21 protein-coding genes and 1 pseudogene are annotated in these 19,622 nt (G+C 68.6%); 13 read left to right on the top strand and 9 right to left on the bottom strand.

Annotated features, from left to right (window positions below; translation table 11 throughout):
• Nucleotides 1–25: 25 nt before the first annotated feature.
• On the top strand, nt 26–2,713 hold the full coding sequence (locus tag D0Z08_RS19230) for a putative bifunctional diguanylate cyclase/phosphodiesterase (protein ID WP_147381475.1): 2,688 nt from the start codon (nt 26–28) through the stop codon (nt 2,711–2,713).
• A 58-nt stretch (nt 2,714–2,771) separates the two neighbouring features.
• Here the strand turns inward: D0Z08_RS19230 and D0Z08_RS19235 are convergent, their stop codons facing one another.
• Nucleotides 2,772–3,350, bottom strand: a complete 579-nt coding sequence (locus tag D0Z08_RS19235) for an AMIN-like domain-containing (lipo)protein (protein ID WP_118926886.1) — start codon at nt 3,348–3,350, stop codon at nt 2,772–2,774.
• A 134-nt stretch (nt 3,351–3,484) separates the two neighbouring features.
• Nucleotides 3,485–4,279: a PIG-L deacetylase family protein gene (locus tag D0Z08_RS19240; protein ID WP_118926887.1), complete on the bottom strand. Its 795-nt coding sequence runs from the start codon at nt 4,277–4,279 to the stop codon at nt 3,485–3,487.
• Between the two features lie 140 nt (nt 4,280–4,419).
• Between D0Z08_RS19240 and D0Z08_RS19245 the strand changes: the two genes are divergently transcribed.
• Nucleotides 4,420–4,986, top strand: a complete 567-nt coding sequence (locus tag D0Z08_RS19245) for a calcium-binding protein (protein WP_118926888.1) — start codon at nt 4,420–4,422, stop codon at nt 4,984–4,986.
• Nucleotides 4,987–5,054: 68 nt separating this feature from the next.
• On the opposite strand, the gene D0Z08_RS19250 is transcribed toward D0Z08_RS19245, so the two are convergent.
• The 4 genes from D0Z08_RS19250 to D0Z08_RS19265 form a co-directional block, all read right to left on the bottom strand.
• Nucleotides 5,055–6,647 carry a calcium-binding protein gene (locus tag D0Z08_RS19250; RefSeq protein WP_118926889.1) on the bottom strand — a complete coding sequence of 531 codons (1,593 nt, stop codon included), beginning with the start codon at nt 6,645–6,647 and terminating at the stop codon, nt 5,055–5,057.
• A 128-nt stretch (nt 6,648–6,775) separates the two neighbouring features.
• On the bottom strand, nt 6,776–7,210 hold the full coding sequence (gene arr / locus D0Z08_RS19255; protein WP_118926890.1) for an NAD(+)--rifampin ADP-ribosyltransferase: 435 nt from the start codon (nt 7,208–7,210) through the stop codon (nt 6,776–6,778).
• Nucleotides 7,211–7,256: 46 nt separating this feature from the next.
• Nucleotides 7,257–7,694 (bottom strand): VOC family protein, encoded by a 438-nt coding sequence (locus D0Z08_RS19260; protein WP_118926891.1) that lies wholly within the window; start codon nt 7,692–7,694, stop codon nt 7,257–7,259.
• 49 nt (nt 7,695–7,743) lie between these two features.
• Nucleotides 7,744–8,781, bottom strand: a complete 1,038-nt coding sequence (locus D0Z08_RS19265) for an RNA polymerase subunit sigma-70 (protein ID WP_245994138.1) — start codon at nt 8,779–8,781, stop codon at nt 7,744–7,746.
• A 142-nt stretch (nt 8,782–8,923) separates the two neighbouring features.
• Between D0Z08_RS19265 and D0Z08_RS19270 the strand changes: the two genes are divergently transcribed.
• A complete protein-coding gene (locus D0Z08_RS19270) occupies nt 8,924–10,489 on the top strand; it encodes an MFS transporter (RefSeq protein ID WP_118926892.1) in 1,566 nt (521 codons plus the stop codon).
• A gap of 60 nt (nt 10,490–10,549) precedes the next feature.
• On the top strand, nt 10,550–11,104 hold the full coding sequence (locus D0Z08_RS19275; RefSeq protein WP_118926893.1) for a dihydrofolate reductase family protein: 555 nt from the start codon (nt 10,550–10,552) through the stop codon (nt 11,102–11,104).
• Nucleotides 11,105–11,182: 78 nt separating this feature from the next.
• On the opposite strand, the gene D0Z08_RS19280 is transcribed toward D0Z08_RS19275, so the two are convergent.
• On the bottom strand, nt 11,183–11,800 hold the full coding sequence (locus D0Z08_RS19280) for a maleylpyruvate isomerase N-terminal domain-containing protein (protein ID WP_118926994.1): 618 nt from the start codon (nt 11,798–11,800) through the stop codon (nt 11,183–11,185).
• Nucleotides 11,801–11,921: 121 nt separating this feature from the next.
• On the opposite strand from D0Z08_RS19280, the gene D0Z08_RS19285 reads away from it, so the two are divergent.
• From D0Z08_RS19285 to D0Z08_RS19300, 5 genes and pseudogenes are all read left to right on the top strand, one after another.
• Nucleotides 11,922–12,851 (top strand): TIR domain-containing protein, encoded by a 930-nt coding sequence (locus tag D0Z08_RS19285; RefSeq protein WP_118926894.1) that lies wholly within the window; start codon nt 11,922–11,924, stop codon nt 12,849–12,851.
• A gap of 112 nt (nt 12,852–12,963) precedes the next feature.
• On the top strand, nt 12,964–13,662 hold the full coding sequence (locus D0Z08_RS19290; RefSeq protein WP_245994147.1) for a carboxymuconolactone decarboxylase family protein: 699 nt from the start codon (nt 12,964–12,966) through the stop codon (nt 13,660–13,662).
• A 515-nt stretch (nt 13,663–14,177) separates the two neighbouring features.
• Nucleotides 14,178–14,351, top strand: a pseudogene (locus D0Z08_RS33825) (hypothetical protein); the annotation flags it as partial.
• A gap of 48 nt (nt 14,352–14,399) precedes the next feature.
• Nucleotides 14,400–15,368, top strand: a complete 969-nt coding sequence (locus tag D0Z08_RS19295; protein WP_220454260.1) for a tyrosine-type recombinase/integrase — start codon at nt 14,400–14,402, stop codon at nt 15,366–15,368.
• Nucleotides 15,369–15,424: 56 nt separating this feature from the next.
• Nucleotides 15,425–15,862: a hypothetical protein gene (locus tag D0Z08_RS19300; protein WP_118926996.1), complete on the top strand. Its 438-nt coding sequence runs from the start codon at nt 15,425–15,427 to the stop codon at nt 15,860–15,862.
• Nucleotides 15,863–15,865: 3 nt separating this feature from the next.
• On the opposite strand, the gene D0Z08_RS19305 is transcribed toward D0Z08_RS19300, so the two are convergent.
• Nucleotides 15,866–16,282 (bottom strand): helix-turn-helix domain-containing transcriptional regulator, encoded by a 417-nt coding sequence (locus D0Z08_RS19305; RefSeq protein ID WP_220454261.1) that lies wholly within the window; start codon nt 16,280–16,282, stop codon nt 15,866–15,868.
• A 97-nt stretch (nt 16,283–16,379) separates the two neighbouring features.
• Between D0Z08_RS19305 and D0Z08_RS33450 the strand changes: the two genes are divergently transcribed.
• From D0Z08_RS33450 to D0Z08_RS19320, 3 genes are all read left to right on the top strand, one after another.
• Nucleotides 16,380–16,502, top strand: coding sequence for a hypothetical protein (locus D0Z08_RS33450; RefSeq protein WP_281271754.1), 123 nt, complete (start codon nt 16,380–16,382; stop codon nt 16,500–16,502).
• A gap of 65 nt (nt 16,503–16,567) precedes the next feature.
• Entirely contained in the window at nt 16,568–16,798 is a 231-nt protein-coding gene (locus tag D0Z08_RS19315; protein ID WP_118926896.1) for a DUF433 domain-containing protein, read from the top strand.
• Entirely contained in the window at nt 16,795–17,163 is a 369-nt protein-coding gene (locus D0Z08_RS19320; protein ID WP_118926897.1) for a DUF5615 family PIN-like protein, read from the top strand. Before D0Z08_RS19315 ends, D0Z08_RS19320 begins: the two co-directional genes overlap by 4 nt.
• A gap of 9 nt (nt 17,164–17,172) precedes the next feature.
• On the opposite strand, the gene D0Z08_RS19325 is transcribed toward D0Z08_RS19320, so the two are convergent.
• Nucleotides 17,173–17,682: a hypothetical protein gene (locus D0Z08_RS19325; protein ID WP_147381476.1), complete on the bottom strand. Its 510-nt coding sequence runs from the start codon at nt 17,680–17,682 to the stop codon at nt 17,173–17,175.
• A gap of 186 nt (nt 17,683–17,868) precedes the next feature.
• Here D0Z08_RS19325 and D0Z08_RS19330 point away from each other — a divergent pair, with 186 nt between their 5' ends.
• Entirely contained in the window at nt 17,869–19,617 is a 1,749-nt protein-coding gene (locus tag D0Z08_RS19330) for a hypothetical protein (RefSeq protein ID WP_118926899.1), read from the top strand.
• Nucleotides 19,618–19,622 lie beyond the last annotated feature (5 nt).

The following is a 19,622-nucleotide window of genomic DNA, read 5'->3' on the forward strand; positions in this document are numbered from 1 at the left end:
CAACCGACATGAGGAGCGCCAGAGCATGAGGCAAACGCCGGCCAGGACCCGCAGGGTCCTGTCTCCGTCAGGTCTCACGGCCCTGTGTCTCGCCGTCGGCGTCGCAGCCGCAGCGGCGACTGTCGGTGCAGCCTTCCTCGGCGGTACGACGGCCTTCACCCATCCCGTCACGTTCGCGGTCCTGACGCTGCTGCTCGTCTACACGCATCTCCGGCCGACCCGGCTCGTGCATCGGCACGGCAGCGTGGAGTCCGACCACCTGGACGAGGCGCTGCTGCCGCCGATGATCCTCATGCTCGGCCCGTTCGACGTGGCAGTCGCGGTGCTGGTGGCCACCGTCGCGGGCAACCTCGCCGCGCGACGGACGCCGATCAAGACTGTCTTCAACGTCGGGCAGACGGTCCTGGCCAGCTTGGCCGGCTACGCGGCCGCCGGGCTCATCACCTCCGACACCTCGGCACCGGTCAGTGGAGCCGCGCTGGTGGCCTGCGGTGTCGGCGGTCTCGTCTTCGCGCTGGCTTCGTCGCTCGCGGTCGCCGGGATCGTGCGGCTCGCGGTGGGGGAGCCGGTCCTCGCCGGCCTGTGGGACCAGTGGCGCACCCGCGGCCTCGCGTCCTTCGGCGCGCTCCTGCTGGGCGTCGTCGCCGGTGTCGTGGTCCGCGACCACCCGGGGGCTGCCGTGCTGGCGATCGCCCTCGGCTGGACGATCGAGGCGGCGTACGTCGCCGTCGTGGTGCAGCGACAAGGACGACTCGCGGCCGAGGCCTTGCAGATGGGCGTCGTCGCGGTCCGCAGCTCCGGGGACCCCGATGCGGTGCGTGAGCATCTGCTCGCCGCAGCCAGGGAGGTGTTGCACGCCGACGTGGCGACGTACGTGTCCCCGCAGGAGCCGAGGGTCTCGGGGGAGCTGCGCGTCGAGATCGACGAGGAGACCGACCTTCGGGTGACTGATCGCGTCGGCGGCGGCACGTGGCTCGACGCCGAGCGCGACGCGCTGACCACCCTCGCGAACGTCGGCGCGGAGGCACTGCGCAACGCGAAGCTGCTCGCCCACATGACAGCGATCACCGACGGTCAGTCCGAGAGCGTCCTCGCTCTGGACTCGGCGGGCGTCATCACGTTCGCGAACCCTGCGGCGTGCGCGCTCCTGAGGCATCCTGACGGCCTGCTGGGTCAGGTCGCCGACGACGTCTTCTCGATCGAGCGGTCCAGCGGTGGGCTCCAGCTGTCGGCGCTGTCCGGGTCCGACAAGAGCGTCCGTGACGAAGACGCCGTACTGCGTGTCGCCGACAACCGGATCCCCGTCGCGTTCACGGCCGCGGGGCTACCGGCTCCGCACACAGGTGTCGCCCTGGTGCTGCACGACATCACCGAGCGCAAGTCGTTCGAGGAGAAGCTGTCCTTCCTCGCCTTCCACGACCCGCTGACCTGCTTGCCGAACCGACGCCTCTTCCAGGACCGGGTCGAGCACGCACTCGTCAGGGTGCGCCGACACAAGTCCCGCCACGCGTTGCTGGTCTTCGACCTGGACCGGTTCAAGCTGATCAACGACTCCTACGGTCACCCGATCGGCGACGACTTGCTCGTCCACGTGGCCTCCGTGCTACGACGCAACCTGCGTCCCGAAGACACCTGCGCGCGGCTCGGCGGCGATGAGTTCGCCATCCTCCTGGAGGACATCGTTGACCCTCAACAGGCGGTCATTGTCGCCGAGCGGATCCTGGCCGACGTGGCGAAGGCCTCGGTCATCGGCGGACACGAGGTGTTCGTCAGCGCGTCCATCGGGGTCGCGACGACGGACCACGCCGACTCCCTCGAGTCGCTCGTCGCGGCAGCAGACACCGCGATGTACGTCGCGAAGTCGGCGGGCGGAGGCAGCTTCCGGTTGTTCGCTCCGGCGGCCGCCGAGGATCCGCGGGCTCGTCTCGAGCTGGAGGCGGCGCTGCGCCGGGCCCTCGACGACGGTGAGTTCGAGCTCTACTACCAGCCGGTGGTCGACACGGTGACGAACGAGATCGTCGGAGCGGAAGCGCTGGTGCGGTGGAACTCGGCTGGCGGCGTGGTGACGCCGCTGCAGTTCATCCGGGTCGCGGAGGAGACGGGCCTCATCGTCCGGCTCGACGCGTGGGTGCTCGAGGAGGCATGCCGGCAGACCCGCGAATGGACCATCGCCCACCCGGAGCGGACGCCTCTGAAGGTGAACGTGAACCTCTCCGCGCTCCAGTTCAGCCGGTCGAGCGTCGTTGCCGAGGTAGCTGACATCCTGCGCCGTACCGGGCTCCCGCCTCAGCAGCTCTGCCTGGAGATCACCGAGACCGGGATGATGACCGACACGGAGCTGACCATCACGACCCTCGAGGAGCTGAAGGCGCTCGGCGTCGGTGTCGCCATCGACGACTTCGGCACCGGGTACTCGTCGCTCTCCTACCTGAAGCGGTTCCCGGTCGACATCGTCAAGATCGACCGGTCGTTCACCGCCGGGCTCGGGCAGAACCTGGTCGACTCAGAGATCCTCGTCGCCGTGGTCCGGCTGGCGGCGGCGTGCAACATCACCGTGGTCGCTGAAGGCGTGGAGACCGTCGAGCAGCGGCGGGCACTCGCCGAGCTCGGCTGCCCGCTCATCCAGGGATACCTGATCGCGAAGCCGCAGCCGGCCTCCACGTTCGCCGATGCATGGCGGACCCAGCCGCCTGTGCACCGGCAGTCCGCCTGACGACGGGCGCGAGAAGCCGGCCCTCGACCATGGCGACCCGCTCCGGTCGCCGGTGTCGCTACCACCGGTGTGCGACATCCACGACGACGCGGCGCCCACCGTCCGGGTCGTTCAGGACGACGACGCGCATCGGGAGCCTGGCGCGGACCCCGAGGCCGATGGTGGTCTGACCCTCGTGGGTCCCGGCCCATGAGACCTGCCGGAAGGTCCGGTAGCCGGCGACGTCGACGAGCTCGTCCCAGTTCGCGGGCGTGTAGGTGAGGCCGCCGTTGTCGTCGTAGGCAGGCGCCTTGACGATGAGGCGTAGCTTCGCGCCGCCGCGGAGGGACACATTGGCCCCGGACCCGTCCTCGGTGACGTTCTCGACGTACCTGGCCTGGTAACCCACCTCGCCCCTGCCCGTCCCGTTGACGTCGATCACCAGCCTGTCGAAGCAGCGGTGCCGTCCGGATCGAACGTTGGTGATCTGCTTGCTGGTGTAGGAGGCCCGCTTCTTCACCAGCGACCCCCACGCCGCCTCGCAGGCTGACGCCGACGTCGTCGGCGCTGAGGCGGCTGCGGCGACCCGGGTGGCCGGAGCAATGCTCGCCGTGAGGGTGACGACGAGCGCGAGGACGATGTGCTGGGAACGGTTCATGATGTCCGCCTTTCGTGACGCCTGTTTCACGCGCATCGGGCAGACCTGGTTTACGGAAGCAGGCGCCCATTTCTCCCCTCGGCCGCGATCCGTCCCTCATCGTTGACGCGCCGCGTCCGCGTGGCGCAGGCGAGTCAGGGGAGGCCTTCGAACAGGTCGGTCAGCATGGGCGCAGCGGGTTCGCGCTCGGGCCAGGCGATCGCGTACCACTCACGCCCGACGCGCCGCTCCCACTGGGCGGTGTTCGTCGGGTCGTCGGACATGACGTGCAGCTGGGTCTTGTGCTCGCGAAGGCCGGCCACGATGAGGCTTGCGGACTCCCGACAGTCGACGGTGATCCCGATCTGCTCGTCCGGGACACCGCGCATGTGGTAGGTGAGGGTCGGGTCGAAGGGGTAGAGACCGAGCTCGACCCGCTGGCGGTTCCACCGCTCGAACACCGACTGCGGGACCGCACCATGCGCGAGCCGCTGGAAGCCGGATCTGTCGCCGGAGCGTAGCCGCGCGAAGGCTTCATCGGTGGCTGCACCGATCGCGATGTGGTCGGGATGCCCGAAGATGCCGTCGGGCCCGAACGTGACGACGACGGCGGGATCCTCCTCGTCGAGGATCCGCGAGACCGCCGCCACGACGTCATCGAAGGGAACCTCCGCGACGCCACCGTCCGGCAGGCCGAGCCACTCGTGACGGTCAGGCACCCGGCCCAGCGCTCGCCACGCGGCTTCGTCCTCTCCCCGGCGAATGGACCCCAGCGTCTCGCGGGTGGCGGGGAATCCGTCCCGGATATCCCCGTGCTCGCCGTACGTGGCGTGGATCAGGACGAACCTGAAGTCCGGGTCGTCGGCGTGCCGAGCGACGCTGCCCGCAACCCCGTACGCGTCGTCGTCCGGATGCGCGAAGACGCAAGCAAGGGTCCGGTTGCGGGACACGGCCCCAAGGTATCGCCCGCGAACCGCGCACCGCCGTACTCCCCGTGGCCGCGAGGAAGTAAGGGGATTGCCGGACGCGCTGAGCGCGTCTTAGCCGAACCGTGAGGTCAACCAACCCCTCGAGCTCCCAGGAGGACCTCATGAACACCATCACTCAGCGTCGGGCCGCCGTCGCGATCGCCACCCTCGCCGCAGCCGCCACCGGTGCGCTGCTCCCGGTCGTAGGGCCCATCGCCTCGGCCGACGCCGCCAGTTGCGAGCCGGCCTACACCGGCACTGTCGGCCCCGACACCCTCAACGGCAACGACGCGGCCAACGTCATGTGCGGCCTGGACGGCGACGACGACATCGACGCGCGGGGCGGCGACGACACCGTGTACGGCGGCGCCGGCTTCGACATCATCAAAGCCGGCACCGGCTCGAACACCGTCTGGGCCGGGGGCAGCCGCGACATCGCCTACGGCGGCACGTCGTCGGACTACCTCAACGGCGGTGGCGGCAACGACGAACTGTACGGGCTCGACGGCTCCGACACCCTCGACGGCAGGGCCGGTTCCAACTACCTGCGTGCCGGCCGTGGGAACGACACCGTCTTCGCCGACTACGGCGGGTTCGACGACATCGGGTGCGGGTCGGGCTACGACGTGGCCTGGGCGGACCCGGGCGACTTCGTCGCCTTGGACTGCGAAGAGGTCAACTGGAACTGATGTCATGCGGGTCCGCGCCACACCTGGGACCATCCGAGGGTGGCGCGGATCCGCAGCCCTGGCGCTGGTCAACGGCCCCGCGTCAGGCTCCAGCTCCAGGTGACCTCGCCCTCCGGGGCGTGCTGCGGCACGTACGACGCCGTACCTGCCAGCTCCGTGACGGGCGCCTCCGGAAGTGGCTGGTCGTCCGCCTCCGCGGCGTTGGTGTTCATCGGCCGGTAGAGCACGGTCTCAGGGGCGCTGTTGGGGCAGTCCACCGTCACCTCGACGTGGACGGTGGTGCGCCAGAGGCTGAGCGAGTACATGCCCTCCCAGTCGAAGATCGCCAGCTCCGCGCGGCCGTCGAGGTTCGCGGCGCCGTCGTAGGTGCAGCCGGCGTCGTCAGTGCCGCCGACCCGCCAGGCGATGTCCGCGTCGCCCGCCCAGTAGTAGCCGGCCGCAAGCTCGTCCATCTCGACCGTCGCCGACCACATTTCCGTCACGCCGCCCGAGTGGACCAGCGTGCCGTCGGCGGTGCCGGACCAGGCCGCGCTCTCGGCGCAACAGTTGCGCTTGACCTCGACGTCGGACCGGCACAGGTCCGGGTCCTCCGAGCTCGGCTCCGATGTGCCGAGCGGACCGCCGTCGCACTCGTCGTACCCGCTCCCGCCGGCGCAGGTGTCGACGCCTTCCTCGCCGAACAGGTCGTCGTCGCCGGCACCGCCGGTCAGGGTGTCGTCACCCTCGCCGGCCTGGATCAGGTCGGGGCCGTCGCCCCCGCCGAGCTGGTCGTCCCAGAGGCTGCCGTTCACGGTGTCGGCGCCGGCGCTGCCGTCGGCCGCCGAGTGGATCTCGGTCAGCGTGAGCGTGTCGTTGCCGTCGTTGCCGCGCAGCAAGGTCGCGCTGGTGGAGCCGGTCGTCAGGGTGTCGTTCCCGGTCCCGCCCAGCGCCCAGCCGCCCTCGCCCTCGCCGAGGTCGACGGTGTCGTTGCCCGGCCCGGCGTCGATGAAGTCGCGCGCGCCCTGCCCGAGGATCGTGTCGGCCCCGGAGCCACCGCGCACCGGCCTGTTCGGGAGCCCGTCGGGGCCGCCGCCGGTCTCGATCGTGTCGTTGCCGCTCCCGCCGCTGACGTCGGAGTCGCGGCCCCAGAATCCGTCGATGAAGTCGTTGCCGTCCCCGCCCCGCAGCACCAGGCCGACCCACCGGGCCAGGAGCCGGTCGTCGTCGGCGCCGCCGAGGAGGATCACGCCCTCCTCGTTGCCGGTGAGCTCGTCGTCGCCGAAGCCGCCGTCCAGCTGCGCGCCGGCGCTGGTGCCGATCAGGGTGTCGGCGCCGGTGCCACCGTCGACCCGGTCTTCGTGGCCGGTGCCGCTGTCGAGCTCGTCGTCGCCGCCCTCGCCGAGGATCCGGTCGGCGCCGTTGCCGGCGTGGACGTGGTCGGTCCCAGCGCCGGCGCAGACCAGGTCGTTCCCATCGCGTGCGGAGATACGGTCGTTCCCGCCTCCGGCCCAGATCACGTCACGACCGTTCGTTCCGGTCAGTGTGTCGCGACCGGCGCTGCCGACGATGGTCGCGGTCTCGCCCTGGCAGCGAGGCGGTGCTGCGGCCTGGGCATGAGGGATTGCGACCAGCGCGAACGCGGCAACGGTGGCGGTCAGTACGGCGCGGCCCGTCACGGGCATAGAAGTTCTCACGGTGAATAGATACCGGTTCGCCACGGGAAAGTTGCACGAGCGACCCGAAGATCATCCTCAAGAACGAACGCTGCGCACCTGCTCCTCGTCGCGCTCGACTCTGCGCAGAACTCGGCTCAATCCTCGATCTGCGCTGCGCCCCGCTGCCTCAACGCATCGAGCCCGTCCCGCATGGCCTGCACCTTCTCCGGGGAGTGACCGACCCAGTCGACGAGCTCGCCGACGACGCGCAGTGGCTCGCGGGTGCGGAAGGACTGCGTCGGGTTCCCGGGCAACCTCTTGTCCGTGACGTTGGGGTCGTCCTCGAACTCGCCGGTGGGCTCGACGATGTAGATGCGCCCGCGGCCCGCACCGGCTGCCAGCTCGGCGCCCCAGGTCGCGGCGTCGAGGGTCGCGGTGAAGTAGACGTAGTTCATCACCCGACCCTCCTCGAAGTTCGACTCGCGGCCAGGCACCAGCAGCTCGCCGACAGCGAGATCCGCCTTGGTGCCGTGCAAGTAGACGCCGTCGTCGTACACCTCGAATGCCACGGGCTCCCTCGCGACGCTCATGCTCTGCGACCTCCGTCTGATCAGCGCGAACGCGGAATGGCGTGCGTCAGCCGAGCTGCTCGAAGAGGCACACGACGATGCCCTCCGGCCCGCGCACGTAGGCCATCCGCACACTGCCTTCGTACTCGCCGATGCCGCCGACGAGCCCGTACCCGTCCGCAGCCACCGCGTCGACCGCCGCCTGCAGGTCGCCGACCTCGAAGGAGACGTTGCGCAGTCCCAGCTCGTTGGCCATCGCCTTCGGCGATCCGGGCAGGTGGTCGGGGGTGACGAACCTTGCGAGCTCCAGCCGGGCTCCGTCGGGCGACTTCAACATCGCGATCTCACAGCGCGCGCCCGGGATGGCGCAGACGGTCTCCACGAACTCGCCCTCCACCGATCCGGTGCCCTCGACCTCGAGACCCAGCCCGACGAAGAACGCCGTCGCCGAGTCGAGGTCCGCGACGGTGATGCCGATGTGGTCGAAACGCTTCACGTGTGACATGTGGTCCATCCTCCACTGAGCGGTGCTCGCCGCCGGGCCGGCGCTTGGATCAGCTGGCCTCCAGCCGCGGGGGCAGCCCGAACCACTCGAAGACGTCGCTGCCGAAGGTGACGATCTCGGCGACGAGCCCGTCCTCGACGCGCAGCACGTCCATGGCGAACGCTTCGTAGGCCTGCGATCCGGGCCGGCGCAGGTACGCCGCGACCGCCGGCTGGCCGTTGGCCGTCGTGGTCCGGCACTTCCAGTCGACGTAGTCGCCCCGGCCGAAGCCGCCGTCGATCCAGCTCTGGACGGTTGCCTCGCGGCCGACCCAGACGACGCCTGGCTCCGGGGGCATCGCGAACCGCAGGTCCGCGCGGAGCAGTGCGGTCAGCCCGTCGATGTCGAGTGTCTCGTGCGCGCGGACGTACGCCGACACCAGCCTCTGCTCGTCGGCGCTCAGCTCGTGCTTCGCTCGCGCGCTCCAGTAGAGCCGGCCGTCGGGGAGGTGCTCGCGCATGGTGGCCCGGGCCCGTTGGAGGGCGCTGTTGGCCGACGCGAGGGTGAGCTCGAGGGTGTCGGCCGTCTGCTGGGCCGGCCAGCCGAGCACGTCGCGGAGGATCAGTACGGCGCGCTGCCGCGCGGGCAGGTGTTGGACGGCCACGATGAACGCCAGCTCGATGGTCTCCCTGGCCACCGCCCGCTCGTGCGGTCCGTCCGGCTCGCTGTCCGGCCACGGCTGGAGGTAGAGCACCTCGGTTCCTGTGCCGCCGTCGCCCTGCAGCTCGATGGGGACCGGCGTCCGGTCCCGGCGCTTCTCAAGGAAGTCCAGGCAGGCGTTGGTGGCGATCCGGTACATCCAGGTGCGCAGCGACGCCCGACCCTGGAACGACTCCCGCTTCGCCCACGCCCGCAGGAACGTCTCCTGCGTCAGGTCCTGGGCGTCCTCGTACGACGCGAGCATCCGGTAGCAGTGCACCAGCAGCTCGCGTCGATAGCGCTCGGTGAGCAACGCGAACCTGCCCGCGTCACCGCTGCGCGCCACGTTCATGAACTCGGCCTCATCGGCGCCGATCGGGCTCGCCGGTCGGGTCTCGGTCGTCTCCACGGTGTCTCCTAAGGTCGCAGGGTTGCTACCTGATGTCGACGGCCGAGCGCGGGAGAACTGATCGGTCGGGAGTCGCCGGCGACCGATGAGCTATGTCGGCGGGAGCGGTCAGTATCGAAGGACGCGACGAGAGGACGGATCGATGACCGAGCCCACCAGCACGACCGCACGGGCCGGGCGACGCGAGTGGCTGGGCCTGGCTGTGATCGCGCTGGCCTGCGTGCTGTACGTGATGGACCTGACCGTGTTGCACCTGGCCGTGCCGGAGCTCAGCGCCGACCTGCAGCCGAGCAGCGCGCAGATGCTGTGGATCATCGACATCTACGGGTTCATGATCGCGGGTTCGCTGATCACGATGGGCAGCCTCGGCGACCGGATCGGTCGCCGCCGGCTGCTGCTGATCGGGGCCGCGGCGTTCGGGGTCACCTCGGTGCTGGCGGCCTTCTCCACCTCGCCGGAGATGCTGATCGCCACCCGGGCGCTGCTCGGCCTGTCCGGCGCGACGCTGGCCCCGTCGACGCTCTCCCTGATCCGGAGCATGTTCCACGACCCGCGGCAGCGGTCCACCGCGATCGGGATCTGGATCACCAGCTTCTCGGCCGGCGCGGCGGTCGGCCCGGTCCTCGGCGGCGTGGTCCTGGAGTACTTCTGGTGGGGCGCGGTGTTCCTGCTCAACGTGCCCGTCATGGTCGCGCTGCTCGTGCTCGGGCCGCGGCTCCTGCCGGAGTACCGCGATCCCAACGCCGGCCGCGCCGACCTGCCCAGCGCCGCCCTCTCGCTGGCCGCGATGCTCGCGCTCGTCTACGGGCTCAAGCGGGTCGCGCAGGACGGGGCGACACCCACCGCTCTTGTCGCCGCACTCACGGGCCTGGGCCTGGGTTTCGTGTTCGTACGACGCCAGCGCCGGCTGGCCGACCCGCTCATCGACCTGTCGCTGTTCCGGATCCCGGCGTTCAGCGCCGCGCTGGCGACGTACGGCATCGGGATCTTCGTCGTCTTCGGCGGTTTCCTGTTCATCCCGCAGTACCTGCAGCTGGTGCTCGGCATGACCCCGCTCGAGGCAGGGCTGTGGACGCTGCCGTGGGCGCTGTCGTTCATCGTGGGCTCCAACGTCACGCCGATCCTGGCCCGCCGGATCGACCCGGCCTGGCTGATGGGCGGCGGGCTGGTGCTGGCCGCCCTCGGGTTCGGCGTGCTCCTGGGCATCGAGGCCGGCTCCGGGCTCCCGCTCATCGTCCTGGGCTCGATCGCGTTCTCGCTCGGCATGTCACCGGCCTTCACCCTCACCAACGACCTGATCATCGGGTCCGCCCCGCCGGAGCGGGCAGGTGCCGCGGCCGGCGTCTCCGAGACCGCGGCCGAGGTCGGTGGCGCCCTCGGCATCGCGGTGCTCGGCAGCATCGGTGTGGCGGTCTACCGCCGCGGCATCGACGACGACCTGCCCGGCACGCTGTCTGCGGGGGAGACCGAAGCAGCCCAGGGCACCCTCGGTGGTGCTCTCGAGGTGTCGGCCGGCCTGCCCTCGGCGGCCGGGGAGGCACTGGTGACCGCCGCCGAGGCGGCGTTCACCACCGGCCTCCACCTCGGTGCGCTCATTGCCGCGATCTCGTCGCTGGCCCTCGCCGGCTTCGTCCTCGCCCGTGGCCGGGTCGGCGTGATCACCGAGGAGCCGGAACCGGTCGACGAGCCCGTCGCCTGCAGCGACTGAGGGTCCACCCGTCGACGGCGGAGTGACCAAGATCAGACAACCGATGCGAGGAGCACAGGCATGGGCAAGCTTCTATGGCACACGATGATGAGCCTCGACGGCTTCATCGCAGGGCCGAACGACGACATGTCGTGGGTCTTCGGCGTCGAAGGCGGGGCAAGCCAGACAGTCAGTGACGTCGTGGAATCGTCGGGCGCGTTGCTCGTTGGCCGGAGAACACAGGATGTTGAGGACCGGGTCCAACCCGGTTTCTACGGCGGTGCCTATCGTGGGCCGTTCTTCGTCCTGCGGCACGATCCACCCTCGGATCCGCCCGTCGTGAAGGGCGTCACCGGACGGTTCATCGAGCTGGGGATCGAGCAGGCCGTGGCGCTCGCGAAGGAGACGGCAAAGGGTGCCAATGTCGTGGTCCTGGGCGCCAACGTCGCCCGGCAATGTCTTGAGGCCGGTCTTCTGGACGAAATCATCATCCACGTCGCACCGGTTCTCGTCGGCGACGGCGTTCGCCTCTTCGAGCACCCTGGCGGAACCGCGGTGAAGCTTGACCCCATCTCCTCCCAAGTCGAAGGTGGCATGACGGTGTTGCGCTACTCGGTCGGCCGGGATGGCGCATAGGCGCATCGGATCACCGACAGATCTGTGAGGCGGCCGTGAAGGTGTCCTGCTGGCTGGGGTGGCAGTAGCCGAGCGGCGTCACAGCACGGTGAATCCAGCCGGAAGCCCTTGCCTGCCGGTGGCGGCAAGCAGGAGCGGTCCGGCGAGGGCTTCCGCGACGGCGAGCTGAGCAACCAGCTCGAGTGCCTGTGCCGCAGGCGTCGCGGGCACGTCTGGCGGCAGGTGAAGGGCCGTCGCGAGATCGGCGGTGTGGACGACAAGCTCGAACGTGCGGGTCGGCAAGTAGTCCCTGAGCCGCATCCCGCCCACGATCGTCGTGATCAGCTCGTTGCCGTCGTGGGTATCGACCAGTGGGAGGACGCGAGCGGCGATGTCTGCGACCGCGCCAGCCGGGTCCTCACCGAGCGCGTCGCCGGCTTCGCGTCCACGCGCCGCCACATCCGCGCCGAGGGAAATGGCCCGTGTCGCCTGGAAGTATCCCGCCGCCGACTCGACCTCAATGGCCTCGGCGGGGCGAGACAGGTACGCCTCCACCGTCAGAAGCGAACGGCTTGTGTGACCGACCAGGCTGCGGACGTCCCACTCGCCCAGGCCAGGGCTGGTCCAGCCGTCCTCAGTGACGAGGGCTGCGGTGCTGACGAACCACTCCGCGGCGTCGGCGAAGGCCCGACGGGAATTCACCCATGAGAGATCCATGTACCGGAGGCTAGACAACATTCGTGTCCGGCCCGCTGCTACGGGTTTCAGTAGACGTCAGCGGAGGATGGGCCGTGATAGGACAGGTCCTGGTAGCGCAAAGACTTGTCGGGAGGAACGGATGAACAAGCCTCGCATCTTCCTTGGTTCTTCAGGGAAGCAGGAGAAGCTGCTGAAGGCGCTCACGCGCGGACTCGGAGACGTCGCACACGTCGAGCCGTGGACCACTTCGTTCAGCCCCGGGACATCCACGTTGGAGCGGCTCGTCGAACTCACCCGTGAGGTGGACTTCGCCGCGTTCGTGTTCGCGCAGGATGACTGGACTGCCGGTAGCCCGCCCTCACCCGATTCCAACGGCTCGGGACAGGCCTCTCCACGGGACAACGTGGTGTTTGAGGCAGGCCTCTTCGGCGGGGCGCTCGGCATGCGCCGTACGTTCATCCTCCACGCCAACGGCGCCAAGCTGCCGAGCGACCTCCTGGGTCTGACCTGCGTGCGGTACGGCGAGGCGATGACCGCGGCCGAGATGAGGGCCATCAACCAGAAGCTCCGTCAGGCGATCGAGGCGGAGGGCAGTGTTGCGCACCTGGAAGGCCTGTGGTGGCAGTTCTCCCTGACGGAGCGCAGCGAGGACGAGCCGTCGGCGGTCAGCCTCCTGCGGATCTCTCGAGACCGGTTCGGGACCTTGGAGGTCAATGGCCGCGCGTGGCAGGAGGACGGCACGCTGTCGTCGCGATACTGGAGCGAAGCGTCGAAGGAGAAGAAGGACCCGTCCAGCATCTTCTACTACTGGAACGGCGAGCGGCCTCGGCACCGCGACGCGCCGCGGCTGCACGGAACCGCTGAGATCCGCCTTGAATCCGCCGATCGCGCCACCGGGTACTGGATTACTCGCTCGGAGACCGACCCAGGGCTCAACACGCGCACCGCCGGCGTCTACTTGCGCGCGGACCCTGGGGACATGGCCATCCTGGACGGAAGCGATGGGGACCGGCGCGCGGAGCTGATCGCCGAACGACTGAGGGACTGGCAGTCGATGGCGAACGCCTGACACGGGACGGCGACGACCGACCTGATGACGCGCTGGAACCCACACACCGGCGCACCGGGACGTGAGCGTTTGGCCTTGTTGCCTACCCGCGTACATCAGGTCATTGACGCACGTGGGCTGCATCCCTAATCTAACTGAGATCAGTTCAAATCCCCGGGATACGCCGGCCCAAGCGGTGGAGACGCGCATGCTGACAGAAGACCAGAGCCAGACAGACCTGAGCGGAACCCGCTTGACGATGGTGCCGGTAAAGGATTTCGACCCCGAACTGCGTGAGCTGGTCGCCGCCGACCAAAGGACACCGCTCGAGCTCGGCCTGCTCCGCGTGCACGCCCATCGCCCCTCACATGCGAGGGCGATCGTGGGCTTGCACGCCGCGCTCTGGACCGACCGCCTGCTCTCCGACCGCCTGCTCGAGCTCGTCCGCCTGCGGATCGCGTTCTTCAACCAGTGCCGCACCTGCATGGCGGTCCGCTACCCCGGCGCGATCGCCGACGGCCTGACCGAGGAGCTCGTCTGCTCGCTCGAGAAGCCGTACGAGTCGAACGAGCTGAGCGAGGCCGAGCGCGCCGCGATCCGCTACGGCGAACTGCTCGCCACCGATCACCTCGCCATCAACGACGCCGTCTACGACGACCTGCGCCAGCACTTCAGCGAGGAGCAGATCGTCGAACTGGGCAGCTACTGCGCCTTCTGCGTCGGCTTCGGCCGGCTCGGAGCCACCTGGAACATGATCGAAGAGCTTCCCGAGCGGTTCCACGAGGGAGACGTCGCCACACCATGGGGCGGCGAAGCGATCACCCTCACCTGATCCAAACCGTTCGACGGGCTCTGGTCCGAGCCCAACGCCCCCGCGAAGGAACACGAACCAATCTGACGGTCGCCTCGCTGCGGCACCGCGACGAAGACGCCACCGCGATCCGGCGACTACTCGGAGTCAGGTACGACACCTGATCGGGTATGTAGTCCGATCACCTTGGTGCGGTCTGTCGGCACGGACTACAAAAGGCCCTCGATCTGCGTTCCGCAGGTCGAGGGCCACATGTTTTAGCGGGCGATACTGGGTTTGAACCCCCTGGACGCGGGACCCGAAAATTCGGCCTCATGTCGGTTCCGATGAGCGTGAAACCCCCATAGAATGGGGGTTCTGAGCATCGCAGGCGTTGTGACAGGCGTCGACATTAACGGACAAAGTTGGCCTTCGTTGTTCCTGATTAGTTCCCTGCCAAACCACTTCCAGTGTGTATTGGGATCCTCCCAAATCACTTCCAGTGTGTTCGGGGAACAACGGGAACAGCGGGGGCGGAAGAGACAGGGTGATTCCCAGTGTCGCGTTCAACCTCGGGGAAGAAGCAGACGCGCCGTAGTTTCGGTCGAGTCGAGTTGCGGCCGTCGGGTCGCTACCGGGCGGGTTACATCGGTCCCGACGGGAAGCTTCATCGACCGCCCTCCACCTTCGACTCGAAGGACGACGCGATCGCGTGGCTGGCGGCGCGCCGCGCCGAGATCCAGCTGAACGTGTGGGCCCCGGACATCGTCGATCGGAGCGTGGCCAAGAGGGCGGTGCCGACCTTCGAGGAGTATGCGCAGCGATGGCTCAGCACGCGCAAGACGAAGGGGCAGCCACTGCGCCCGACGACGCGAGATCACTACCAGTACATCCTCGACGGCACGCTGTACCCGACCTTCGGGCGAATGCCGATTGACGAAATCTCGGTCGATGACGTCAACGACTGGTACGAAACGGCTGCGCCGGGCCGTGAGTCTCAACGGGCGCACGCCTATAGCCTGCTGCGCACGATTCTCGGCACCGCCGCATCGACAAGACCGAAGCCCCTCATCGCGTTCAACCCCGCCCATATCCGCGGAGCTGGAAACGTGAAGCCCGCCCACAAGGTCAAGCCAGCCACGCTTGCGGAGCTCGAGGTTCTCGTGAAGAACCTCCCGGACAAGTACCGGCTTATGGCTCTCCTAGCCGCCTGGTGCGCGATGCGGTTCGGCGAGCTCGCCGAGCTTCGACGCGGTGATATCGACGTGAAGCACAAGCGGATCCAGATCCGACGAGGGGTGGTCCGTGTGCGCGGACAGATGATCGTAGGACCGCCGAAGACCGACGCCGGGATCCGCGACGTGGCCATCCCGCCCCATCTGATGCCTACGGTCGAGTACCACCTGCTCACTTACGTCGGTTCCGAGCCTGACTCGCTCGTCTTCCCGTCATCGGCCAACACCAACCGGCACATGCAGCCATCGACGCTTTACAAGGTCTACTACGCCGCTCGTGAAGCCGCCGGCCGCAAGGACCTCCGCTGGCACGACCTCCGCCACACCGGTGCCGTCCTCGCCGCCCAGACCGGCGCGACCCTCGCCGAGCTGATGGGACGCCTCGGTCACAGCACTCCTGGCGCGGCGATGCGCTACCAGCACGCCGCCGCCGACCGGGACGCCGAGATCGCCCGCCGGCTCTCGGAGATGGCTGGATCTGTTGGTGCTCGCAACAACGATGGCGATCGGTGAGCCCGGCCCCCCGCGATCGACGCAAGCAGAAGAAGGCGGCGCCGAAGCGTCCGGCCGTGTGCACCGGACCGTCCGCCGACGATGAGCACGAGATCGTGTTCTTCAAGCGACACAGGGAGGACGACCCCCATCAGGCTGCTCCTGGGCGTGCGGCGCTCGACTCTTATCCGACGTCAGTACGGGCCAAGATGCGTGCCGTCTTGATTGCCGTCGCGACCGCGCCTCCGAAACGGTTCGCGGGCGGCGGCTACTGGGAGGCCATGAGGGGCGATATGAGCGGGTGGTTCGAGCTGAGAATCGACGGCCCGCGCCGGCACCACTATCGGCTCTTCTGTCTCCTCGACTACGACGCCAAAGGTGAGGCGAAGCCGCTGCTCGCGGTGATTGACGGCCGCGACAAGCCGTTCCGCACTGTGCTCTCGGAGAGTGACTACGCCGAGGTCCGCGTCCTCGGCGAGGAGTACCGCAAGGGGAACCCCCGCTCGCTCGCGTGAGGGTCAGGCCGACGCCTTCGCCTTGGTGGTTCGCAGCTCGTCAAGATGCCTTGCCAACTTGTTCGGATCGGCGGTCCGCCCATCGAGGAGCGGAGCGGTGACCTGGGCGCGCTGATCCTTCGGCAGCGGCTCCAGAGTGATCCGTAGGCCGAGAGCGGCCGCGACCTCGGCGAGGGTGCCGAGAGTGGGGTTCGTCTTGGTAGAGGAGAGGAGCCGCCGGATTGTGGCTGGCTCGGCCTTGATAGCTCGGGCGAGCTCCGCCTTGGAGAGTCCAGCGGCTTCGCGGGCGTCGTCGAGGGCGTTGACGATCGCGTCGATCGTTGCGATGCGCATCGACTCCGCGATGTACTCCCGCAGGAACTCCGGGTCTTCAAGATCGTGGGCCAGGTCGTCCCAGAACGCAGTGTGCTTCGTCATCATCCTCATCTCCTCGCGGCGAGCGTACCATATATGTTACGCTTGCGGCCGAAAGCGGCGGTAGCCCAAAGGATGGCGAGCCCAGGCCACGCTCGCGGAGTTGATGGGACGTCTCGGCTACTCGACGCCCGGCGCGGCGATGCGCTACCAGCACGCCGCTGCCGACCGTGACGCTGAGATCGCCAGGCGGCTCTCCGAGCTTGCCGGGGGCGAGACGCAGTAGCGCCGCCCCTTTGGCTAATGACAGCGATCCTTCGCAGGGCGGTACTGCCGGCCTACACTCGATCCATGTCCGAGTCCCGCGTCGTCGCCGACCACCGCATCATGGGCGGTGTGCCCTGCATTCGTGGCACCCGGATTCCGGTTGCCACGATCGTCGGCCTCGTCGCCCAGGGACGCTCGGTCGACGAGATCGTCGCCGACTACTCGCAACTGTCTGCTGCCGACGTACGCGCAGCGCTTGAGTTCGCGGCGGCCGCGGTCAGCGAGCGGCAGGTTCCGCTGCGCACCACGGCGTGAGGTTCCTCCTCGACGAGTGCATCAGTGCGCGGCTCGTGGCGTTGCTGGCAGACGCCGGGCACGACGTCGCTCACGTCTCAGAGCGCGGCCTTGGCGGACACGTTGACGAGGAAGTCCTGGACGCCGCTCGCGCCGAGGAGCGAGTTCTCGTCTCCGCGGACACCGACTTCGGCGAGCTCCTCGCGAGACAGGGTGCCGCATTGCCCAGCCTCGTCTTGTTTCGGCAAGGCAACCGTGGTCCGGAGCACCACGCCGCCACGCTGCTCGGGAACCTCGAATACATCGCTGAAGACCTGGATGCCGGCGCCATCGTGGTGTTCACCAACGACAACATTCGGATCCGCAGCCTGCCCGTCGGCAATTGAGAACAGTCCCTATGGCCGGGGCGCGACCGGCTCGTACCGCCCGCGCCCCTCTTTGAGGTGCCGTTCGATGCATGCGGAACAGAGAGTGCGGTACCAGCGCCCGGAGCGGCAGTGATTGCCGTCAGCGCCGCAGTCCTCGCAGATTTTCGCGGATTGCGCCTCTGCCTGCCGGATCAGCTCCTCGAAATCGTCGTCGATGTGGCGGTGCCTCCCGCACGGGTCGGCGTAGTAGCGGAGCGTTCCGTACTTCTCCTTGACCTGGTGCAGCGTGTACTCGGGGCACAGGCCGGCGAGCTTGCTGTCGAGGTCCGTGACGAGCGGAAACCAGCCGCGATCGCACTCGATCCAGCGTCCCCATCCGTCGGGGATCCGTTTCATGATGCCGATGAGCGCGTTGGCGTACTCGCCGGCATCCCGCGGTGGGTGGATGGCGTTGAGGAAGCGCTCGTGATCAAGTGGGATCTGCCGGAGCTGAGCGAGCGTGGCGCTGACGTCGTCGTCATCGAGCGTGCCGTTCATGGCCCGCTCGGCCAGGGCGCGGACAGTTGAGCTCGCAGCATTCCACTGCGCGCTCTCGAGCTCGCTGAGGTCGTCGGGCTCCTCCTGGCCTGGCATGACTCCGATGGTGCGGCCGTCAGTCGACTGGCGCACCTGATTTTCGGGCCGCAGTCCGAGACCGGTGTCCCGGCTCGTAGGGTCGTGCCTGTGCCGAAGAAGCATGGACGCGGTCGGGGACGGCAGCCGCAGCGACGACGCCCTTCGTCGCAGCCGAGGCGTGCAGACGGCGGCCCGGAGGACCAGGAGCTGTTCCAGACGCTGCGCAAGGCCCTGCGCTCGGGGGAGCCGCTGGACTTCCTGGCCATCATCAGCGGGTTCCTGGAGGTCACGGACCCGCGGGGTCGCGACCCGTTCGCTCCTGACGAGCAGCGGGCGGGTCTTAATGATCTGGTCGACTCGTTCATCGGGACGTCGTACGCCGAGACGACCGCCGCGCTGACCGCCATCCGGGCGCTGAGCGTCGACGAGGTCCTCTCCGCGCGCATCGTCCGAGAGCTGGAGACGCGCCGACAGCCGATGCCGGACTGGCTGACGGGGCTCGACCGGGCGCGGATCGATCCCGACGTGTGGTTCATGACCCACGTGCTCGGAGACGGCGACGACTACCTGCTCGGCGTCACCCTGCCGTCCGGGCATGCGCTGTCAGCGTTGGTGTACGTCGACCACAACCTCGGCACGGTGGTCAAGGACGCGTTCATCGTCCCGGAGCCGCTGGAGGACCTGGCGATCAAGATGGGGACCATGATCGACGACGCGGACCAGTCGTTGACGCGGACCGACCCAGCCACCACGCGTGCGGTGGTCGAGGCGGCGATCGACTTCGGCTCCCAGCTGTACCCGCCGCTGACATCCGACAGCTGGCCGATGTGCCGGCCGCTGGTGGAGTGGATGCTGCGGATGCTGCCCACCGGGGGCAAGGCTCCGGACCGACGGGAGTGGCCGGAGGAAGAGCGCGCTGCGATCGCGGAGGGGTTCTTCGCATCGTCGTACGGCGCCCCGCTGGACCACGCCGACGAGCGGGACCTGCTCGGGAGCGTGCTGTGGTTCGGCACGTCGTACGCGACCGGCGACCCGTTCCGCTGGAGCCCGGTGACCGTGGAGATGCTGCTGGCGGACTGGTTCCCGCGCAAGGTGATCGCCGAGCCGGCGTACCTGGCGAAGCTTCCGGACCTGGTGCGCGCCTACATCGGCTACTGCCACGACCGTAACGGCATCCGCGGCGACCTGACCGAGGAGACCCTGGCCGCGGTTGACCAGTGGGAGCCGGAGTATCTGCAGCTGATCAACAGCGACCGGCAGAAGGCCATGGCCGGGCTCGCCGAGGCGCTCTTCGAGTCCCAGCGGCTCGAGGATCTCAGCGATGAGGAGATCCACCTGGAGTACATCGCTGACGAGGTCGGTGGCGTGGACGCGTTGATGAAGCTCGACGCCGAGCCGCTTCCCGACGAGGAGTTCCAGTGGGCCGGCATCGACGAGGAGATCCGGCCTACGGTGCAGGCCATCATTGACGAATGTGACGCCTGTGCTGACGCGATGCTCGACATCGAGCACCGTACGGCGATGCGGCGCTTCCTCGCGCGGGCGGCCCGGAACAACCCGAAGCTGTTCCGTCGCAAGGGATCGCCGGTTCGCGGCGCAGGTGCGGTCGCGTGGGTGATCGCTACTGCGAACCGCACCATCGGCTCCTATCGATCGCCGATGACCGGCAAGGACCTGCTCGGCCACTTCGACATCACCGGGTCGGTCTCGGAGCGGGCGCAGTCGCTGATCAGGGCGGCGGGAATCGACCTGAACCTGACCTACGGCTCGCTCCGGGTCGGAGATCCCGGTCTCTTGATCTCTCGACGGCGCGGCGACCTCGTCGATGATCGTGACCGGACGTTGGCGAAAGACTGACGGGG

The organism is Nocardioides immobilis, assembly GCF_003515065.1.
GTDB lineage: Bacteria > Actinomycetota > Actinomycetes > Propionibacteriales > Nocardioidaceae > Nocardioides > Nocardioides immobilis.